Source organism: Desulfuromusa kysingii (assembly GCF_900107645.1).
Taxonomy (GTDB): domain Bacteria; phylum Desulfobacterota; class Desulfuromonadia; order Desulfuromonadales; family Geopsychrobacteraceae; genus Desulfuromusa; species Desulfuromusa kysingii.
Window position 1 is genome coordinate 413,151 of sequence record NZ_FNQN01000001.1, and the last position, 19,790, is coordinate 432,940.

15 protein-coding genes are annotated in these 19,790 nt (G+C 49.8%); 7 read left to right on the forward strand and 8 right to left on the reverse strand.

Annotated elements, in window-relative coordinates; all coding sequences use genetic code 11:
* Positions 1–18: 18 nt before the first annotated feature.
* From truD to BLU87_RS01965, 3 genes are read right to left on the reverse strand one after another with little or no spacing between them, the layout of a single operon-like run.
* The gene (truD, locus tag BLU87_RS01955; protein WP_092344248.1) at positions 19–1,254 is read right to left on the reverse strand and encodes a tRNA pseudouridine(13) synthase TruD; all 1,236 of its coding nucleotides are present in this window, start codon (positions 1,252–1,254) and stop codon (positions 19–21) included.
* 2 nt (positions 1,255–1,256) lie between these two features.
* The gene (gene trmB, locus BLU87_RS01960; RefSeq protein ID WP_092344249.1) at positions 1,257–1,940 is read right to left on the reverse strand and encodes a tRNA (guanosine(46)-N7)-methyltransferase TrmB; all 684 of its coding nucleotides are present in this window, start codon (positions 1,938–1,940) and stop codon (positions 1,257–1,259) included.
* Between the two features lie 22 nt (positions 1,941–1,962).
* Entirely contained in the window at positions 1,963–2,295 is a 333-nt protein-coding gene (locus BLU87_RS01965) for a c-type cytochrome (protein WP_092344250.1), read from the reverse strand.
* Between the two features lie 160 nt (positions 2,296–2,455).
* On the opposite strand from BLU87_RS01965, the gene BLU87_RS01970 reads away from it, so the two are divergent.
* Positions 2,456–3,610, forward strand: a complete 1,155-nt coding sequence (locus BLU87_RS01970) for a pyridoxal phosphate-dependent aminotransferase (protein ID WP_092344251.1) — start codon at positions 2,456–2,458, stop codon at positions 3,608–3,610.
* A gap of 64 nt (positions 3,611–3,674) precedes the next feature.
* Complete coding sequence (aroF, locus tag BLU87_RS01975; protein WP_092344252.1) at positions 3,675–4,682, forward strand: 3-deoxy-7-phosphoheptulonate synthase; 1,008 nt, start codon at positions 3,675–3,677, stop codon at positions 4,680–4,682.
* Positions 4,683–4,768: 86 nt separating this feature from the next.
* Here aroF and BLU87_RS01980 read toward each other — a convergent pair whose 3' ends face one another.
* Both BLU87_RS01980 and BLU87_RS01985 read right to left on the reverse strand, forming a co-directional pair.
* Entirely contained in the window at positions 4,769–4,969 is a 201-nt protein-coding gene (locus BLU87_RS01980; protein WP_092344253.1) for a hypothetical protein, read from the reverse strand.
* A 27-nt stretch (positions 4,970–4,996) separates the two neighbouring features.
* Complete coding sequence (locus BLU87_RS01985; protein ID WP_092344254.1) at positions 4,997–5,209, reverse strand: hypothetical protein; 213 nt, start codon at positions 5,207–5,209, stop codon at positions 4,997–4,999.
* A 410-nt stretch (positions 5,210–5,619) separates the two neighbouring features.
* On the opposite strand from BLU87_RS01985, the gene BLU87_RS01990 reads away from it, so the two are divergent.
* From BLU87_RS01990 to BLU87_RS02000, 3 genes are all read left to right on the forward strand, one after another.
* Positions 5,620–7,812, forward strand: a complete 2,193-nt coding sequence (locus BLU87_RS01990; RefSeq protein WP_245706327.1) for a primosomal protein N' — start codon at positions 5,620–5,622, stop codon at positions 7,810–7,812.
* 103 nt (positions 7,813–7,915) lie between these two features.
* A complete protein-coding gene (gene mltA, locus BLU87_RS01995; RefSeq protein WP_092344256.1) occupies positions 7,916–9,100 on the forward strand; it encodes a murein transglycosylase A in 1,185 nt (394 codons plus the stop codon).
* Complete coding sequence (locus BLU87_RS02000) at positions 9,097–9,537, forward strand: NUDIX hydrolase (RefSeq protein ID WP_092344257.1); 441 nt, start codon at positions 9,097–9,099, stop codon at positions 9,535–9,537. The genes mltA and BLU87_RS02000 overlap by 4 nt, the downstream gene beginning before the upstream one ends.
* On the opposite strand, the gene BLU87_RS02005 is transcribed toward BLU87_RS02000, so the two are convergent.
* The 3 genes from BLU87_RS02005 to BLU87_RS02015 are packed head-to-tail and all read right to left on the reverse strand — an operon-like array spanning position 9,519 to position 15,393.
* Positions 9,519–11,108, reverse strand: coding sequence for a TolC family protein (locus tag BLU87_RS02005; protein ID WP_217637418.1), 1,590 nt, complete (start codon positions 11,106–11,108; stop codon positions 9,519–9,521). The two genes, BLU87_RS02000 and BLU87_RS02005, sit on opposite strands and share 19 nt — an antisense overlap.
* Complete coding sequence (locus tag BLU87_RS02010; RefSeq protein ID WP_092344258.1) at positions 11,105–14,194, reverse strand: efflux RND transporter permease subunit; 3,090 nt, start codon at positions 14,192–14,194, stop codon at positions 11,105–11,107. The genes BLU87_RS02005 and BLU87_RS02010 overlap by 4 nt, the downstream gene beginning before the upstream one ends.
* Positions 14,194–15,393, reverse strand: coding sequence for an efflux RND transporter periplasmic adaptor subunit (locus BLU87_RS02015; RefSeq protein WP_092344259.1), 1,200 nt, complete (start codon positions 15,391–15,393; stop codon positions 14,194–14,196). Before BLU87_RS02015 ends, BLU87_RS02010 begins: the two co-directional genes overlap by 1 nt.
* 351 nt (positions 15,394–15,744) lie before the next feature.
* On the opposite strand from BLU87_RS02015, the gene aceE reads away from it, so the two are divergent.
* Together aceE and BLU87_RS02025 are read left to right on the forward strand one after the other, a co-directional pair.
* A complete protein-coding gene (gene aceE, locus BLU87_RS02020; protein ID WP_092344260.1) occupies positions 15,745–18,429 on the forward strand; it encodes a pyruvate dehydrogenase (acetyl-transferring), homodimeric type in 2,685 nt (894 codons plus the stop codon).
* Positions 18,430–18,438: 9 nt separating this feature from the next.
* On the forward strand, positions 18,439–19,788 hold the full coding sequence (locus BLU87_RS02025; RefSeq protein WP_092344261.1) for a 2-oxo acid dehydrogenase subunit E2: 1,350 nt from the start codon (positions 18,439–18,441) through the stop codon (positions 19,786–19,788).
* Positions 19,789–19,790: the final 2 nt, after the last annotated feature.

Sequence of the window (19,790 nt, forward strand, 5' to 3'; positions counted from 1 at the left end):
TGTCAAACGAAAGTGGTCTTAATTTTGATTATTTGTTGCCGTCACAAGTGGGTTAACTGCAGTTGTTTCTTTCATTAATTCTCGCAAAACGCTGGTGGCGTAACTTCCTTTAGGTAGGCAGAATTTCAGGGTTAAGTGTTGTTCTCCAAGCTCCTGAACTTTTGCATCAACGATCGGGACTCGCAGTGGACGGCGTTCACCTGTCATGGTTAATCCTTGTGGCAGTTTCCAGCTGTCAAGAGTTAATCCTCTCTGTTGCAACAAGGTTTCTTCTATTTGACCGACTTCCCCCATGGCAAGCATGACTTTGCTGCCGAATAACGGTGCGGAAGGGCTAATCTCAAAGCTACAGACCCGGGGCTGTTCTTTGCTTGCGTTTTCGACCCTGAAGCAGGATCCGTTGCTGTGTTTGACGGCGATATCACCGTCAAACAGTTGGTCCAGGGTTGGCAGACGCTGAAAAAGCAGCTGGTCAAACAAGAGAGATTGTGACGCGGAGAGATAGAGTCGGAGTAAGTTCCGGGGTAAAGAGGTCACCGCTGTTTGCATGGATTTGCCATCCAGTAACATCTGTAAGAGACGTCTCTCATCAACCATTTTTTTTGGTAAGCAGGTGATGGCGGCTTGCAATTCACCTTGCCGATAGAGCTGTGCTGCCCTTTTCCAATCCGGGTTGCGGATCAGTTGTGGATCACCGATAAAGCTATGGCAAAACTGGACGAATTTTTTCTGCAGGAAGAGTTGTCCAAGTTCTGCTGAGTTGCCGAGAATTCCATAGCGTTGCTCGCCAAAAAAATTGGGAACCCCCCGTTGCTGTAATTGTTTCAGGATCGCTTCGGCCTGTGGCAGAGGCTGCTTGTGGAGGTGGCGCAGAATAATGGTAAAGCGGTTTCCGGCAAGATGACCGAGGCGGAGTTTGTTGGTATGACGCTCTATCTTGAGGATTTTTACGTTGTTGATGTTTAACTTGCCAAGTTTGTCAATCTTATTGAAGGGGATGGAGATCATTTGCCGGGTGAGGGCGCGAGCATCTTTTAACCCCGCGTAACCGATATCCCGATCTCTGATATTGAGTATTTGGGAGAGATGAGACAAAAGTTCACGGGTGGTCATGGCGGTTTTTTCAACCCAGAGGTAGAGGTGTTCTCCCTTACCAGAACATGGGTAGAGGGGGATCTCTTCTACCTGAAAATCTTCAGGGGTCTGCTTGTAAGTGCCGCCAATCCCGGGGATGTCTGCCGTTAACCAATTCAATTTTAGTCCTTGGCCCAGCGAAGTCTGAACCCTTTGCTGAGGTTGGGTTCTGGAATCTGGAGGCCGGATTTCTTGCAATAGCGGCACAGATAGATAGGCTGACCAAGGTCCAGAAAACGTTGCATATATTTCGAAATCGGATAATCGCCGAGATTGTGTGTAAAAGGGGTTGACGCAAGATTTTCAAAGCGCTGTTCCTGGCTCAGGAGCTCTGCCGCAGATTCTCCATAGTCGGCAAAATCGGTACAAAAATTTAATTGGCCAGCGTCATGTAAACAGTAGAGAGCCAGATCGAGAAAATCCTGATTCAACAACCTCCGCTTGCGTTGTCTTTTTTTGGGCCAAGGATCGGGACAGTTAATGTAAATTGCGTTCAAACTGTTTTCTCCCAGATAATTGTGCATCAGGTACCGAGCTTCAATCCTCATCATTAAGATGTTTGTCAGCCCAGAACGCTCAATTCTGTTGCAGGTTTGACGACACCCTTGGTTAAAGATATCGATAGCAACAAAATTTTGTTCTGGGTGCCGAGCGGCAATCTGTACCACGAAGTCACCGATGCCACATCCAATTTCAAGGGCTAGTGGGTTATTATTGCCAAACAGGGCGTGGAAACTGCCGGCATCTTTTAACCGTGCTTCGGGGATAAATATCGGTGATGTGATCAAGGTCATTCGTTGGGGCATGGTCTCTTCTTCTCTATCGGGGTTAAGGAAGGCTGTACAGATATTCACTGATACGGTCGAGGTCTTCCTCTAATAGCGGTCGGTAACTGGGCATAAATCCCCCTGTCCTGTCCGCCGGTTCAACAATCAATTGGGCCTTGATTTGTTGCGCTGACATGCGACTGCCAATCTGGGTTAGATCCGCAGCCAGAGATCCCCCTTCGGCACCGATGGTATGGCAGCCTTTGCAACCAAGGACATTGATTAGTTCCAAGGTCGGGTCGATTTGAGCCGATTTATCCGCAGCAGTCGCCAGAGTAACAAGAAATAATGAAGATATTATCAGGACTATGATTTTAAATTGTTTCGTTCGCACTGATTTCTCCCTCTATTTTTATAGCCGCAATTTATACCTTCACTCTCTCTACATTGCAATCGATTCTGTCTGCTCAACGTCAGTAAATTGGTTGCAATCAATCCAACCGAGGATTAACCTTATCAGGTTGTCTTGTCGAGTCATTGTTTAGGAGTAAAAAATGCAAATACCGATTTCGAAACGTGCCAAACTGGTCGAACCTTTTCTGGCAATGGAGTTAATGGAGCGCGCGAAAGAATTAGAAACAGCCGGTCAAGATGTTATCTATCTCTGTCTGGGAGAGCCAGATTTTAATACTCCTGCGGCAATTTTGGCAGCAACTGGACAAGCTTTGGCTGAGGGGGCAACCTCATATACCCATTCTCTTGGTCTGCTGGAGTTGCGCCAAGAAATTTGTCGTCACTATCTTAACTATTATGGCGTCAAGATTGTCCCTGATCAGGTGATTGTTTCTTCTGGAACCAGTCCCTTAATGCTGCTCCTTTTTTCTACCCTTTTGGATCAAGGGGATGAGTTGATTCTTACCGATCCGGGCTACGCATGCTATCCGGGCTTTGTGAAATTTTCCGGTGGGGCACCGGTGTTGTTGAAGACCGCAGCCAAAGACGGCTTTCAACCGAAGGTTGATCAAGTTAAGGCCCTGATGACTGAGAAAACTCGTGGCTTGTTGATCAACTCTCCTTCTAATCCTGCGGGATCTGTCTTGTCTGGGGAGGAGATGCAAGCTCTGGCACAACTGCCTATTCCCATTATCTCTGATGAAATTTATCATGGTTTAACTTATCATGGGGAAGAACGCTGCATTTTGGAATTTACCGAAAATGCCTTTGTCCTTGGCGGATTTTCAAAAGCATACGCGATGACCGGTTGGCGGTTGGGGTTCCTGATTTCACCTCTGTCTTGTATTCGTACCTTGCAAACGTTGCATCAGAACTTTTTGATTTGTGCCAACCATTTTGTTCAACGTGGTGGAATTGCGGCACTGCAACAATGTGATGATGAAGTCGACGCTATGCGTTCTGTGTACGATAAACGCCGCATAGCGTTGGTGGCAGGTTTACGTGAGCTTGGTTTTGGTGTCCATTTTGAGCCTCAAGGGGCTTTTTATGTCCTTGCTGATGCTCGACATATTGATGGCAATTCACAAAGACTGGCACTTGATATCCTTGAAAAAACGGGAGTTGCTGTGACTCCTGGAGTAGATTTTGGCCAAGGAGCTGAAGGGTTTCTACGTTTCTCCTATACCCGGCCACTGACAGAGATTACGGTGGCATTACAGCGGCTCGGAGTTTACCTGCGACAACGGGGACATTAAACGGAAACACATAGATTAACACCTAGAAGGGTGATCTCACCCTTTCTCTTTTTAAGGAGTTTTTATGCTGATTGTTATGCACCATCAAGCCACAAAAGAACAGGTTGATCAGATTATTGCTGCGGTTGAATTGATGGGGCTGACTGCCGAACCCATCCCCGGGAGCTTGCGGACCGCAATCGGTGTCCTCGGAAATCAGGGCTATGTCGATGATGCGACTATCCGCACCTTACCGGGAGTGCGGGAAACAATTCATGTGAGTAAACCATATAAGATGGTGTCGCGTGATTTTCATCCGGTCTCCTCGGTTGTTGATGTCGCTGGTGTCAAATTCGGTGATGGCCATCTGCCAGTGATTATTGCTGGTCCCTGTTCTATTGAAACTTCAGAGCAGATGTTTGCTGCAGCAGCAGAAGTGAAAGCAGGTGGTGGTCAGATGTTGCGCGGTGGAGCTTTTAAACCACGTACCGGGCCCCACTCTTTTCAAGGGCTTGGTGTCGAAGGGTTGAAGTATCTGCAACAGGCCGGCCGTTCACAAGGGTTGCCGGTGGTGACTGAAGTGATGCGGATTGAGCAACTGGATACGGTTTGCCAATATGCTGACATGTTGCAGATTGGTGCCAGAAATATGCAAAATTTTGATTTGCTGAAAGAGGTTGGTAAAACCCGCCATCCGGTTCTTCTCAAGCGTGGTATGAGTGCGACAATTGAAGAATTTTTAGCAGCCGCTGAGTATATTCTTGCTGAAGGTAACCCCAATATTGTCCTCTGTGAGCGTGGCATTCGAACCTTTGAAAAAGAGACTCGAAATACCTTGGATTTATCGGTAGTGCCGTTGGTTCGTGAGATGAGTCACCTGCCGATCATCGTTGATCCCAGCCACGCAACCGGGAAACGGATGCTGGTGCCGGTTATGAGTAAGGCGGCGTTAGTTGCTGGTGCTCATGGGGTGATGATGGAAGTGCACCCTAACCCCGCCATGGCTCTTTGTGACGGTGCACAGAGTTTGTCCGGAGCCGATTTTGCAGCGTTGATGCAGGAAATCAATCAGCTTCTGGACTTTTTGAACTAAGTGAATTCAGAGGTGTCTGGCTAAAAAAAATGCCGGCTGGCTACGTATAGCCAGTCGGCATTTATTGAGTGCTTATCCCGTAGTTCTTAAGCGTGGATGGGCTCAAGGGCAAGATTCCAGTTTTCAATGGCTTCTTCGAGGCTGTCACCTGTTGCCATATATTCGCAATCATCATTGTTACAATATATCCCCCAGTTGCTGCGGGGAGCGTAAGAACAGGGGCCAAAAACTTTGACTTGACCACCACATCGACAAGGAGCAGGTTGTTTGACGTTCAGGTTTTCCATGATTGATTTCCTTTTCACTGTTGTTAGTTAAGCAGCCCAGGTGTAATCATCAGCTTCAACACATTCACTCTGTCCTTCAATAAACGATAAGAGTTGGGTGTCAACAATCATATCAGCATGACCATGGTTAATTGACCAGCTGCTGTCGCAGGCCGAACATTCAACCAGACTCTCGTTGAATTGATCTGATTTGATTTCGAGGGTCATTTGTTCATAGCTACCACAGATTGGACATCTCATTCTGGTATCCTTTCGCTTATGTAGTTATTATTACTTCAAGTTGGTTATTTGCCCTCTCTTGTACTATTTGTCGCTATGCGAAGTCAACAGTAACCGGTTGAAAAACGTATAAATTACACTAGGTTATGTCGATTTACGTTCTACTGTTCATACTGGCAGTTTATTTGTCTGTTGGCGTAGAGAAGAGAATGGTACGTAAAAGTCTTAACTATTTGTTTTTATTAATAACGGCAGGGTATACAGCGGTTTTATAGGCGTTTCCTGTAGAATGTGGGGGCGGTTATTCCCCATAAAATTTAGTGTGAAGAGAAAACTTTTAGTTATCCTAAACACTCATATATGAATGATCATTGTTGTGGTAAACATAGGCAAGAGGGTTTTCTTGTTTCTGACATTTAATGAGGCTTATTTTGTCTGACTTCATTGCTGATATTGCTGTTAACATCCCATTGAAACAATTGTTTTCCTACCGGATTCCTGAGTCCCTGGTGTCGTCAACAGACGTTGGAATGCGGGTGAAAATTCCCTTTGGACGGCGGCTGACAGTCGGATTTATACTCTCGATCAGGAATGGTGATGCTGCTGGCCTCAAGGATCTACAAGGGCTCTTCGAAGACGAACCGATATTAAGCTCTGAGTTGATCAAGTTGCTACGTTGGGCCGCTGATTACTATTGTCACCCAATTGGACAAGTGGTGCGAACCGCTCTTCCTGCTGCTCTCGGGAATGAGAAAACGACAGTCAAAATTCGGACAGAGGCTATTTATCAGCCCCTTGATCCAGAGATTAAACTTCGCGGCAAGACGCAGCAAGAACTTTTGACTTTTATCATTCAGGAGAAAAGCGTTGGTTTAACCCGCATACGTGAACAATTTTCAGCACCCCATGCTGCTTTAAAGCGATTAGTTGAGGTCGGGGCTTTACAGTGTGATGAACGGGAATTGTGTCGCGACCCATTCCGCCTGGATAAACTCCCTGTAGACCAATGCATCACTCTTAACAGCGCTCAAAGTGAGGCCGTTGATAGAATTACATCTGCTATTGATGACAATTGTTTTTCTGGGTTTCTGCTCCATGGCGTGACCGGAAGCGGCAAGACCGAGGTCTATCTGCATAGCGTTGATCAATGTCTTGCAGCTGGCCGACAAGCGCTGGTTCTGGTTCCGGAGATTTCACTAACGCCGCAATTAGTCTCCCGTTTCAGAGCCCGGTTTGAATTAAAAGGGATTCGAATTGCTGTTTTGCATAGTGGGCTCTCTTCGGGAGAGCGCTATGACGCTTGGCGAGAGATTATGCGTAATCAGATTCAGATTGTGATCGGTGCCCGCTCTGCCGTCTTCGCCCCATTGCAAAATCTTGGCTTGATTGTGGTTGATGAGGAGCACGAATCCAGCTACAAGCAGGCAGAGGGGTTCCGTTACAACGCACGCGACTTAGCCTTGGTGCGTGGGCAACAGCAGCACTGTCCGGTTTTACTTGGCAGTGCAACCCCTTCGTTCGCCAGTTATTACCGCAGTGAGCAGGGGGCGTTGACGCGATTGACTCTGGATAAACGTGTCCACGCCGGGGATTTACCCAAGGTTGAAATCATTGACCTGAAAGAACAGGTCTGTGATGGGGAACTGTCAAATGTCCTCATTGAGGCGATCCAACAGGCTCTGGAGCAACAAGAGCAGGTCCTGTTGCTATTGAACCGGCGTGGTTTTGCGCCATTTTTGTTATGCGCTGATTGCGGAGAGACTTTCTGTTGTCCCAATTGTGAGATTACCTTGACCTATCATCAGCAGAAAAGAGAACTAAGATGTCACTATTGTGATTATGTCGATGTGGTACCTGAAAGCTGCCACAAGTGTCAGGGTTTGAATATTGAACCGCAAGGGGCGGGCACTGAAAAGCTTGAAGAGGAATTGGAAAAGTTATTCCCGTCCGCCCGCATAAAACGCATGGACCGGGATACAACCAGCCGTAAAGGGGCCCATCAAAACATCATGACCGAGATGATGGCGCGCAAAATTGATATTCTTGTCGGAACCCAAATGATCGCCAAGGGTCACGATTTTCCCGGCGTCTCTTTGGTGGGAGTGTTAGCCGCAGACAGCACCCTTAATATCCCCGACTTCCGTTCCGGGGAACGAAGCTTTTCTCTATTTACACAGGTTGCCGGACGGGCAGGACGAGCCAGCGGTGGTGGTAAGGTCTATATTCAATCATACAACCCTGAGCACTATGCATTAACCTGTGCCGCAGAGCAGGATTATCACCAATTTTATCTGCAAGAGCTTCCGTTCCGGCAGGAGTTAGGCTATCCTCCTTGTGGTCATTTGGTTAATCTGGTTTTCTCTGGGAACAACAACCATCAAGTCCAAGCTGCTGCCAAGCAATTCAGCAGTTTTCTCTTCAGAGTTGCAGGCTCAGTTGAGATCCTCGGCCCCAGCCCATGTCCGCTCGCACGACTCAGGGGAAAAAGTCGTTATCAAATTTTGTTGAAAGCAGCGGCTCGACCCGATCTGAGGCGGTTATTGAATCGCCTTGATGAGCAGATTGCGCAACTGCCAAGACAGGTGACGCTGCATATTGATGTTGATCCAATTGACATGTTGTGATGTTGCGGAATTTTTGAGAAGATTGGCACTTGATTTCACTCGTGTATAGGTATTAATGGATAGTGGAGAGTTTTGTTGCTCCGAAAATGAATCTAGGAACGTCATGAGATATTATCTCTTATCACTTTTGATTATTGTCACCCTTGCCGGCTGTATGGGGAAGCCTGCGGTTCAGGTTCCCCCTGCTCCTGAAATTGAGTTTGAACCTCTGAAGCCGGTGTCCTGGGAGCAGGTTGATGGCTGGTTGCTCGACCGTCCTGCGGCGGCTCTTGTGGCCTTTCAGCAAAGTTGTAAGGCGATTGGCAAGCGGGACATGTGGCAACAGGTATGTGCTGAGGCCATCAAAATTTCGACACCGGGGGAGAAGAATTCCCGTGACTTTTTCGAATTGTACTTCCAGCCTTACCAAGTTCGTAATGCTGATGGCAGTGACGATGGAATTATCACTGGTTACTACGGACCAGAGTTAGAAGGCAGTCGAACGCCGACAGAGGAATACCGGTATCCACTCTATAGGCTGCCTGATGATATGTTGATTGTCGACCTGGATGAAGTTTATCCCGAACTGAGCAAATATCGACTCCGGGGACGTGTTGTCGGTAATCGGGTGGTTCCATACTTTGATCGTAGTGAGATCGACGCAGGTAATGATCCTCTTGCCGGACAGGAACTGTTCTGGGTGAAAGATCCTGTCGATCTTTTTTTTCTCCACATCCAGGGTTCAGGACGGATACGGTTACCTGATGGTGAGCTGGTGATGGTTAATTATGCCAACCAGAACGGTCATCCCTATCGCTCTATTGGTAAATTATTGTTGGAACGCAATGCCATGACCCGAGACCAGATGTCGATGCAGAATATCCGCAGCTGGGTTGCCGAGAACCCGGAAGCGGGGAAACAACTGTTGGCAGAAAATCCCAGTTACGTATTTTTTCGGGAACTCTCCGCTGAATTTCAATCCCCTCCGGGAGCACTGGGAGTTCCGTTGACTGCATTACGCAGTCTGGCTGTTGATCCCCGCACGATTCCGTTGGGTGCCCCGGTTTTTTTATCAACAACTTTTCCGGGAACCGATTTCCCTTTGAAACAACTGATGGTTGCTCAAGATACCGGTGGTGCAATCAAAGGAGAGGTGCGGGCGGACTTCTTTTGGGGGATGGGGAATGACGCCGGGGAAATTGCTGGAAGAATGAAGCAAGATGGACGCCTTTGGGTGTTGTTGCCTAAAGAAGAGTTGCAGCAAAGTCGATCTGAAAGTGCAGCATTAGATAATGGAATAATCAATTGAAACCTGAACCCAAACATCTTCTGGTCGTGAGTTGCCTGATTCGCAACCCACAGAATCAACTGCTTCTGGTAAAGCACCATATTCGCGGTTGGGAATTGCCACAAGGCAAGGTTGAAGAAGGTGAAAATCTTATTTTTGCTCTCAGTCGAGAAGTGCTGGAAGAGACGGGCGTTACGATCAGCCACGCCAAGTTAGCGGTGATCTGGTCCAAGGTCTCTGCTCCGGCGGCGCTGATTTTTTGCTTTAATGCCCACTATGCGTCAGGAGAGTTGACCCCGAGCGAGGAGACCCCTGGCGTTGAATGGTGTAGCGAGGCAGAAGCGGGACGTCGGGTTTCACATCCGGCTAACCGGGATCGGATTATTTCGATGTTGGAGTCCGATGGCTCCTTACAGTTCCGCAGCTATGCCACCGGTCCCTATCGGGTCCTCAACTGACCTAGATTAAACTCATCTCTCATCACCCTTACCCCGCGACGGTCAAGCAGACTTCCTTCCGCAAGATACAATTTCACCAAAGCAATGCGATAGTTAATGATCGCCTCGATTTCGGCAATCTGAGTTTGTAGCAGGTCACGTTGTGCCTGAGCGACCAACAGAGCGGTGCTGGTTCCGACATCAAAACGTTCCTGTTCGGCTGCCAGTGTCTGCTCCTGAAAGAAGCGGCTGGCACGGCTTGCATCGATTTGTTGCCGTGATCGTTCAAGTTCATTAAGGGCCAAGCGCACATCAAGATGCACCATCTGTCTGAGATTGGCTATCGCATCAAGTGCTTGCTCACGCGAGACTTGCGCGGCAAGATTTTCGGCCTTGGCCTTGCGGTTGCCCAGCAGATAATTGAGTCGCAGCCCGGCTGTAAAATCATACTTGTTGCCATCCATTGATCGAAACGAATCGTTGAAGTTGTCATCAAATCCAGTTTTTCCCAAAGAGATAAAAAAGTCGAGCCGCGGAAGAATGCCATTGCGGGTGGCGACAGTTTCCAGCCTTCTCTGCCGCAAGCGCAGTCGAGCTTCATTGAGGTCGGAACGCGATTGCTCTGCCAATTGCAGGCGGTCTTTCAGGTCAGTGATGGGTTGCGGGGAAAGCCGCGGGTCACTGATGGCGTTAATCTGTTGGTCAAGTCGTCCCTCTGGATTGGGGTTGATTCGTTGCAGGAGTTGCAGGCGCCGTTGTTCCAGGAGGCTGTAGGAGTTGATCAAAGCCTGCACCCGCAACGCTTCTTCGGCCTTTGCTGCAGCCACCTCGATCTCGGGGAGAAGACCGACTTCAATGCGCAATTCAACCTCTTTACGCTGCTTCCTGGCGACAACCAGAGACTCTTCAAAGATGGCAATTTCATCTTTTGCCAAAACATAATTCCAATAGGCTATTTCGGTGTCGGCTAACAAGGACTCACTGAAACCGCGGAGTTCATGGATGCTGGCAAGGGCATCGATTTCAGCTTGGTGAACGCTGACGAGGTTGACGGCAGAACCGAACCCACGCAGCAGCGATTGGGTTACACTCAATCCCAGGCGGGCGCTTTGCTGCTCCGGTTCCTGATCAGAGCGACTGCGTTCCTGAGACAGGCTGGCTTCGATGGTTGTACCTGTTGGCAATAGTTTCCGTAACCCCGCTATGGCGGTAAAATCATCCTCCACGGCGTCATACTTGGAGTTGCTGGAACTTGAAGTCTCCTCTGTCTGTTCCTTGAAGTAATCGATCTCAGCAAACAATTCCGGGTCAAAGATCCCCTGCTCTATCTGGGTAAATGTTCCGGTAATGACCGGGATATGATGTTGTACCTGAAGATCACGATTATTCTGCAGCGCAAGAAGAACGGTCTGTTCCACTGACAGTTCAAGGGTCTCCGCGGCTGATGGTGTCGGTTGAACCATGTCTGCGAGCGAGGTCTGGTATTGCAAAGGATTGTCAGCTGATGCTGCAGCGTTGCCGAGGTGTGGCAGCAGAAAACATAACAGGAGGCTGAAGGGAAAGAATAGTTTGCCGGGGCTGCAATATTTCACTGCTCAGCTCCTTTGCTTTCGGGGTGGAACAAGGAATACACCGCAGGGATGAGGACTAGCGTGATCAAGGTCGATCCTGTCAAGCCACCGACGACAGCTCGAGCCAGAGGAGCTTGCGCGTCTGCGCCCTCGCCAATGCCGAAAGCTAAAGGGAGGAGCGCCAGAATTGTCGTGAGTGTCGTCATCAGGATCGGTCGTAACCGCCGTCTTCCCGCTTCAGCGACGGCGTCATTGATTGCCATGCCGCTACGATGCAATTGCCCCGCTTGATCGACCAGAAGGATGGCATTGTTGACGACGATCCCTCCTAGCATGATACAGCCGATGTAGGACTGTAGGTTCAAAGTGGTGTTCGTCAGGAACAAGATCACCAGTACGCCAACAGCGGCGACTGGAACTGAGGCCATGACAACAATCGGATCGCGCAATGATTCATATTGACAAGCCAGAACCATATACACAAGAAGCAAGGCCAAAAGCAAGGAGGTTACCAGTTCGCCAAAGGCTTTCTGCTGTTCTTCAAAGTTTCCGGCAACAGCAAGGTTATAACCCACCGGACGGGGGATCTGATTGAGGATCTCTTGGACTTCGGCAGCGACCGACCCCAGATCGCGGTCGGCGACATTGGCCTGAATTGTAACCAATCGTTGCTGATCTTTCCGGTCGATCACGATCGGACCATAGCTGGATTGGCTGGTGACCAGATTGCGTAACGCAACTTGGTCACCTGTCGGAGTCGTCAAGGTCAGGTCGAGGATCTCCTCGATGGAGCGTTGCTCGACATCTTTGAGTTGCACAAAAATGCGATAAGAATTTCCTTCGGAACGAAAATCCCCAGCCTTAGCCCCTGCCACCGATGTTTCGATGATTTCTGTGACGTCACGGATACTCAGCCCAAGGTCAGCAACCTTGTTCCGATTGATGCGAATGTCCTGTTGCGGGATGCCGGCTTCGCGACTGGTTTCGATATCGGTCAGACCGGGAATATCGATGATCATCTGCGCGACTCTGGCTGCAAGAGTATCGAGGGTGGGAAGATCGACGCCACGAATTTCTATCGTCAATCCTTCGACCCCGCCAAGAATCCGTTGGAGCAGGAACTGCCCCTGCGGTGCCCGCGTGCGAATCGTCATCCCTGGAATTTTACCCGTGAGCTGACTGCGCAAATCATTTGCGATTGCGGTGTTACTGCGTTGTCGCTGAGATGCAGGAAGCAATGACAGGCGGATTTCGCTTTTTGCGGCATCGCTGGGGCGCCAACCAGAGGAACCGACACTAATGACCGAAGAGATCGCCTCTGGTACGGCGGCATAGACAACCTTTTCCATCTTACTGGCCTGCTGATCAAGTAGCTCGAGGCGTGTACCGATCTCCATTTCTCCACTGACCCGAACTTCCCCTTCATCACTGGGTGGCATGAACTCAGTCCCGATAAACGGGAGTAGCAGCAGGCTGAGACCGAGAATGGTCATGGCAATGAAGACGGTGCGTAGGCGGTGACGAAGGACGCGCCGGAGAAGATTCCGGTAGGTGGTGTCCAACCCTTTGAACAGTGCATCTGACCAGGCAATTGAGCTCTCGATCCAGACTGGCCGACGGGCACTCAGTTGTTCGGGGGTCTCCAACAGGCGCGAGGCCAGCATTGGCAAGAGGCTGAGTGAAACCAGCAACGAGCAAATCAGCGAAAAGATGATCACAAAAGAGAGTTCCTGAAAAAGTACCCCTGCGACGCCGCGAACAAAAATGAGTGGCAGGAAAATGACCAGAGTAGTGATGGTGCTGGCGACAATAGCCGGGCCGACTTCGCGAGCACCTTCAATCGCAGCGGTCTCCGGTCGTTCACGGTTCTCATTGCGTCTGCGGAAGATGTTTTCGAGGACCACCACCGAACTGTCGACCATCATCCCCACGCCGAGAGCCAGACCACCCAGAGTCATCAGGTTCAGGGTGAAGCCGCCGAAATAGATGAGGCTGAAGGTGGCAATCACCGAAATGGGGATCGCCAGAGAGATGACCAAGGTTGAGCGGATGTTACGGAGAAAAAACAACAGCACCAGAATCGACAGACCACCACCATAGAAGACCGACTGTGCGACGTTGGCGATGGAGCGTTCGATGAAATTCCCCTGATTGATAACCGGAATAATGTGAATCTGGGGGAAGGAGCTGTTTACTGCAGCGATTTCGTCAAGGATGGCTTTCGCCACTTCCACCGTATTGGCATCGGCCTGCTTGCGGATCGCGACACGTAGACCGCGTTCACCATTGACCCGGACAATCCGCCGTTTCTTTTCATAGGTGTCGCGTACGCTGGCTATCTGACCGAGAGTCACCGCAGCTCCTTCGCGTTGAAAGATCACCGTATTACGGATCTGATCAAGGCCGGTGAATTCGGCGGGCGCGCGGAGAGTCACTTCGTAGGAACCCTGCTCAATCTTACCGGCTGGCAGATCGAGGTTAGCGTTGCGGACAGCCTGTAGTATCTGGTCGAGGGGGATGGCGAGGGCTTTGAGTTGGTCCGGGTCGAGTTCAACCCGCACTTCGCGCTTGAATTCTCCCCACAAGTCAACCTGGGCAACCCCCGGCAAACGTCCGAAACGGTAGCGGACTTGATTATTGACCAGTTCGGTCAGTTCAACTGGATCCAGCTTACTGGAGATGCCGAGGATAACCACCGGGAAACTGGCGACGTCAAATTTGCTGATCCGGGGTCGTAAAACATCGTCGGGGAGTTCGTTGATCTCATTTTCAAGGATGGATCTGACATCTTGAGCGGCCGTGTCAATGTCCGTTTTCCAGCCAAAACTGACGCGGACGGTGCTGCTCCCCTCGGATGATTGAGAGGTCATCTCTTCGACTCCAGGGACGGTGGCCACAACCTCTTCGATGACCTGAGTGACCAACCGCTCCATGACTTCCGGACTTGCCCCTTGATATTCAGTGCGGATGGTTAAGGTTGGCAATTCGATATCCGGAAGCAGATCGATTTGTAGCCGACTGAGTGAAAATATCCCGAGAATCACCACAATTAGGGTGACCATGGTGGTAAAAACCGGACGCTGGACACTGAACTGGGGAAGATTCATTAGCGTGAATCCTTTTGTCCAGTCTTTAACGACTGGTCGGAGGGGATGCTGATTGTTGCGTTATCATCGAGCATGTGTTGCCCTAAGGTGACAACCTGTCCGGTGATGTTTTCGCCGCTCACCTCAACCCGATCTCCATCACGAATCCCGACAATGACCTGGTGCCATTGAACTGAGCTGCCATCCGCATTGACCAGAAAAATCCCGGTTTGATTATCACGCGTGGCTAAGGATTGCTCCGGGACAATAGTGACATTGGTTTTTTGATCCAGAACGACAGTGGCACGGATAAACATGCCAGGTTTGAGGCGTTGTTGTGGATTGTCGATAGTCAGCTCAACCCGAGCCTGACGGGTGGCCTGTTTGAAGATTGGTGCGATGCGTTCAATCTGCCCGAGGAATTCTTCATTGGGAAAGGCATCCGTGGTTAAAACCGCTTTCTGCCCGGGTTGCAACAAACCATAGTCACGTTCCGCAACAAAAACGACCCCAGTCATCGGATCCAACTCGACGATCCGCAGCAACGGGGTGTTGACCGCCACCATTTCCCCCTCATCAACATAGCGCTCGGCGACGATTCGCTGTCCGTTACCGCCGCTCCATCCAGCTGTGATCTGGGTATAGCCCAATCGCGTGAGTGCTGTTTCAAGGGCAGATTCAGCATAGCTCACCTCTGCTTTGGCAACTTCGACTTTGACCTTATTCGTTAGCTGATTGGCAGTCGCTACATCAAGCTGTGATTCTGATGCAACCCCCCTTTGCTGCAGGGTCTTGATCCTTTTAAGTTCGCGGTTTGCGATCCCTTCTGCGCTGCGTGCTTCAGCCAGGTTAGCTTTGGCTACCGCCAGAGTTGCCCGAGCCTGGTCGACCAACTGGACGTATTCGTCGTTATCCAGCGCCCCCACGATCTGGTCACGTTTGACCGCATCTGAAATGTTGACACTTAGTTGCTCGACTCGACCCGCGACTTTCGGGGCGACAATGAATTCGGCCCGAGGTTCAAGGGCGCCGCTGAAGGTGCGACGCAGATCGATGGATCCAACTTCGACCGGTCTGACCTCGACCGGGATATTCCGGACTTTGTTGCTATTGTTCCCCGATTTATTGTCTCGTGGGGAGTTGTTTCCAGCCCAGAACCATGTCATGAGTCCGGCTGCGAGGGCGATGAGAAGGAGGCTTTTTGTCGCGGTGATTTTCATCGTCATAATCCTGAGTCAGAGGTGCAATCAAATAATATAATTTTCGAACTTGTCAGCATAAAATAAATTGCTATGTAAACGCTCAAGAATAATTCTTGATGGACGTAGAATATAAAGGAATCGTTAGAAATAAACATTATAAAAACCGATTGAGGCCACTGGTGATATAATCATTATGGCCTTTTACATCGATCACATAAAGATAGCCGAATTAAAAGTCTGTGGTCATGGTTTGACGTTATTACATCGACACCTTGTTAATTATTTATGAGAGAAACTGACAGGGTGAAGATAATTGTGTATTATTTTAGTCAGATTTTAGCACTGCTCATGTCAAAGGAGTTGATATATATGACCGTAGATAATTCGCAAGATATAAAAAAAATTCTCGATATTGAAAATAAGGAATGGCGAGAATCGCTTGATTATGTTCTCAAAGAGCAGGGACCCGAACGGGTCCGGCAGCTGCTCAGGCAATTGCAGATCCGGGCCCAAGAACAGGGGGTGAGTATCCCCTTTACTGCCAATACCCCATATATTAATACCATTCCCCATACCCGCGAGCCGAACTTTCCAGGTAACAGAGAGTTGGAGCGGCGGATTAAGTCGATTATTCGCTGGAACGCAATGGCAATGGTCGTACGCGCGAATCGTGAGTCCGATGGCATCGGCGGGCATATTTCCACCTATGCCTCCGTTGCCAACCTATGGGAAGTTGGTTTTAACCATTTCTGGCGTGGTCGGACTGATGATTTTCTCGGTGATATGGTTTATTTCCAAGGACATGCGGCGCCCGGAGTTTATTCCCGGGCTTTTCTAGAGGGGCGTCTTACCGAACAGGATTTAAGTCATTTTCGCAATGAACTTAATCCTCAGGGTGGTTTGTCTTCCTACCCCCATCCGTTCCTGATGAAAGATTTCTGGGAGTTTCCGACCGTCTCAATGGGATTGACGGCGTTAACAGCCATATATCAAGCCCGGTTCAATCATTACCTCGTGGATAGAGGATTACGTAAGTCAAGTGGGCGCAAAGTTTGGGCCATGTTGGGTGATGGTGAGATGGATGAACCCGAATCTTTAGGGGCGATCACTCTGGCTGCACGGGAGCATCTGGATAATCTGATCTTTGTTGTCAATGGCAACCTGCAACGGCTTGATGGCCCGGTCCGTGGCAATGGCAAAATCATTCAGGAACTTGAGGCGGCATTTCGTGGTGCTGGCTGGAATGTCATTAAGGTCATCTGGGGGAGCGACTGGGATCGCTTGTTGGATGAAGACAAGTCAGGGCGTCTGGTGCAGCGGATGGACGAGGTCCTGGATGGTGAAATGCAACGTTACAAGGCGTCCAGTGGTGCTTTTGTGCGCAAGGACTTTTTTGGGAAATATCCTGAGTTATTGCAGCTTGTTGAAAATTATACTGACGAACAGCTAGGACGTTTAACCCGTGGTGGCCATGATCCGGTCAAAGTTTACGCGGCCTATAAGGCGGCGGTTGAACATAAAGGTTCACCAACGGTTATTCTGGCGCAAACAATTAAAGGTTATGGGCTTGGTGAAGCCGGTGAAGGCAAAAATATTACCCATTCGCAGAAAAAGCTCAATGAGGAGGAATTGAAGGAGTTTCGGACCCGCTTCAATATCCCCATCAGCGATGATCAGATCGCCCAGGCTCCCTGTTATAAGCCTGCGGAAGACAGTCCGGAAATGAAATATTTGAAACAGCGTCGCGAAGTTCTGGGGGGCTGTTTGCCGAAACGTTTTGACGGTAGTCAACCGATGGCGTGTCAAACCGACTGGTTAGTGCAGGATTATCTTGCTGGTTCTGGCGAGCGTGAATTGGCCACCACCATGGTTTTTGTCAATCTGTTGGCCAAGCTGTTGCGTGATCCTGAACTGGGTAAATTGATCGTTCCTATTGTTCCTGACGAGGCGCGTACTTTTGGGATGGAGTCGTTGTTTCGGGAGGCCGGGATCTACAGCCATACCGGGCAGCTGTATGAGCCGGTTGACAAAGGGAATTTGCTTTTCTACAACGAGAAAAAAACCGGAGCGATCCTCGAAGAGGGGCTGAGTGAAGCTGGTTCTATGGCCAGTTTTATTGCTGCAGGAAGTGCTTATTCAAACAATCAGGTGCAGACCATTCCGTTCTATGCTTTTTATTCCATGTTTGGCTTTCAGCGGGTTGGTGATCTTATCTGGCAAGCCTGTGACAGCCGCGCCCGTGGCTTCTTGATCGGCGCGACTGCTGGTCGGACGACACTCGCAGGAGAAGGATTGCAGCATCAGGATGGCCACAGTCACGTCCTCGCCCTTGCGCCGACTAAGGTCAAAGCCTATGACCCCGCTTTCGCTTATGAGTTAGCGGTTATTGTGCACGAAGGACTCACCCGGATGTATTGCAATCAGGAAGACTTGATCTATTATCTGACGGTGATGAATGAAACCTATAAAATGCCGCCCATGCCAAAACAAAAAGGGGTTCGCGAGGGGATTTTAAAGGGGATGTATCGCTTCCAGTCGACGCAAATCAAGGGGGGAAAATCTAAGGTTCATCTCCTTGGTAGCGGGGCGATTCTTAATGAAGTGATTAAAGCACAAAGTCTGCTTGAAACCGATTTTGGGATTGCTGCAGATGTTTGGAGTGTCACCAGTTATAAAGAGCTCTACCAGGATGCGATAGAAGCCGAGCGCTGGAATCTTCTTCATCCTAAAGGGAAAGCCAAAAAGCCGTATGTCAGCCAATTGTTAGAGAAAGAACAGGGTGTTTTTGTGGCTGCATCGGATTATATGAAGGTTCTTCCGGCCTCGGTTTCTCAGTGGTTCCCGGGTCCTGTTCACTGTTTGGGAACAGACGGCTTTGGTCGGAGTGACAGTCGCAGTGCTCTGCGTAATTTCTTTGAGGTAGATGCTCGTTATGTTGCTATTGCAGCACTTTCGCAGCTGGTGAAAACCGGTGATATCGATCAGTCTATTTTACTAAAGGCAATCAAAGATTACAAGATTGACCCCGATAAATTAAACCCTCACAACGATTAGAGGAGAACTATGTCACTAGAAATTATTGTCCCCGAGGTCTCTGATGGTGTGACTGCAGGAACGGTGATCGCAATTACCGTTGCGGTGAATGATCAGGTGGAAGAGGATCAGACCTTGCTGGAGCTGGAAACCGATAAGGCTGTTGTTGCGATTCCATCCCCGGCGGCTGGGGTCATCTCCGCGATCAAAGTGGCGGAAGGGGATAGCGCCGCTGTTGGTTCGGTTATTATGGTACTGGAGCCCGTCAATTCTGTAGCAGAAGAGCCAGTGAGCTCTGTCGAAGATGCTGCTGAAGTGGCGCCACCACAGGCAGAGGCTCTTCCGGTTGAGCCAGCATCGACATCGGCTCCTCTCGAAGTTGACCCTTTGCCTCCGGCAACGGATCAACATGTGGCTGATGAGGTTGATCTGGTCAGCGTGCGTCGAGATCATCTGGTTGCTCCTGCGGCCCCGTCGGTGCGCCGCATCGCCCGTGATCTAGGGGTTGATATCTATCAGGTCCAAGGGACGGGAGCTGGCGGCCGTATCAGCGAAGATGACGTGCGCCTGTTTGTGCGTGAAACCATGCAGCGGGTCACTGGTGGACAATCAACGCTGGCCGTTACTGGTGAATTCCGTGGACTGCATGCCCAACGGCCGCTGCCCGACTTTAGCAAATGGGGAGAAGTGTCACGCCAACCGCTCTCTCGTGTACGTGAGTTGACTGCTGATGCCATGGGCTATGCCTGGTCAACTATCCCCATGGTGACCCAATATGACAAAGTGAGGGTCTCAGGGATTGAAACTTTCCGGCGTGATTTTAATTATGCAGCTAACGGTGAGAATAAACTGACCATGACCGCAATTCTGGTCAAAGTCTGCGCTGCAGCACTGACCGCATTTCCGCAATTCAACAGCAGTCTGGATCTGGCGAGTAAAGAATTGGTGCTGAAAAAATATATCCATGTTGGCGTCGCTGTTGACACCCCCGGAGGCTTGTTGGTGCCGGTGATCCGCGATGCAAATCAGAAAGGGATTGAGTCTTTAGCGCTGGAATTGAACCAACTGGCAGTGAAGACCCGCGAAAGAAAAATAAGTCCAGCTGATCTGGAAGGTGGAACTTTCACCATCAGCAATCTGGGTGGGATCGGCGGTACCTCGTTCACACCCATCGTCTATGCACCTCAGGTTGCGATCCTTGGGGTCTCGCGGGCGGAGACTGAGCCGCAATGGAACGGTCAGGAATTTGTCCCCGAGAAGGTGATGACTCTATCGTTGACTTACGATCATCGCGTCATCGATGGTGCAGATGGTGCCCGCTTCCTGCGTTGGATCTGTGAAGCTATTGAAAACCCTCTCAACCTGGTGATGAAGGGGTAGAC

Bases quoted from the DNA above. Each gene is read 5' to 3' on its own strand.
- BLU87_RS02015 (WP_092344259.1), bottom strand. From the start codon at position 15,393: ATGAAAATCACCGCGACAAAAAGCCTCCTTCTCATCGCCCTCGCAGCC.
- BLU87_RS02010 (WP_092344258.1), bottom strand. From the start codon at position 14,194: ATGAATCTTCCCCAGTTCAGTGTCCAGCGTCCGGTTTTTACCACCATG.
- mltA (WP_092344256.1), top strand. From the start codon at position 7,916: ATGAGATATTATCTCTTATCACTTTTGATTATTGTCACCCTTGCCGGC.
- aceE (WP_092344260.1), top strand. From the start codon at position 15,745: ATGACCGTAGATAATTCGCAAGATATAAAAAAAATTCTCGATATTGAA.
- BLU87_RS01980 (WP_092344253.1), bottom strand. From the start codon at position 4,969: ATGGAAAACCTGAACGTCAAACAACCTGCTCCTTGTCGATGTGGTGGT.
- BLU87_RS01970 (WP_092344251.1), top strand. From the start codon at position 2,456: ATGCAAATACCGATTTCGAAACGTGCCAAACTGGTCGAACCTTTTCTG.
- aroF (WP_092344252.1), top strand. From the start codon at position 3,675: ATGCTGATTGTTATGCACCATCAAGCCACAAAAGAACAGGTTGATCAG.
- BLU87_RS01985 (WP_092344254.1), bottom strand. From the start codon at position 5,209: ATGAGATGTCCAATCTGTGGTAGCTATGAACAAATGACCCTCGAAATC.
- trmB (WP_092344249.1), bottom strand. From the start codon at position 1,940: ATGCCCCAACGAATGACCTTGATCACATCACCGATATTTATCCCCGAA.
- BLU87_RS02025 (WP_092344261.1), top strand. From the start codon at position 18,439: ATGTCACTAGAAATTATTGTCCCCGAGGTCTCTGATGGTGTGACTGCA.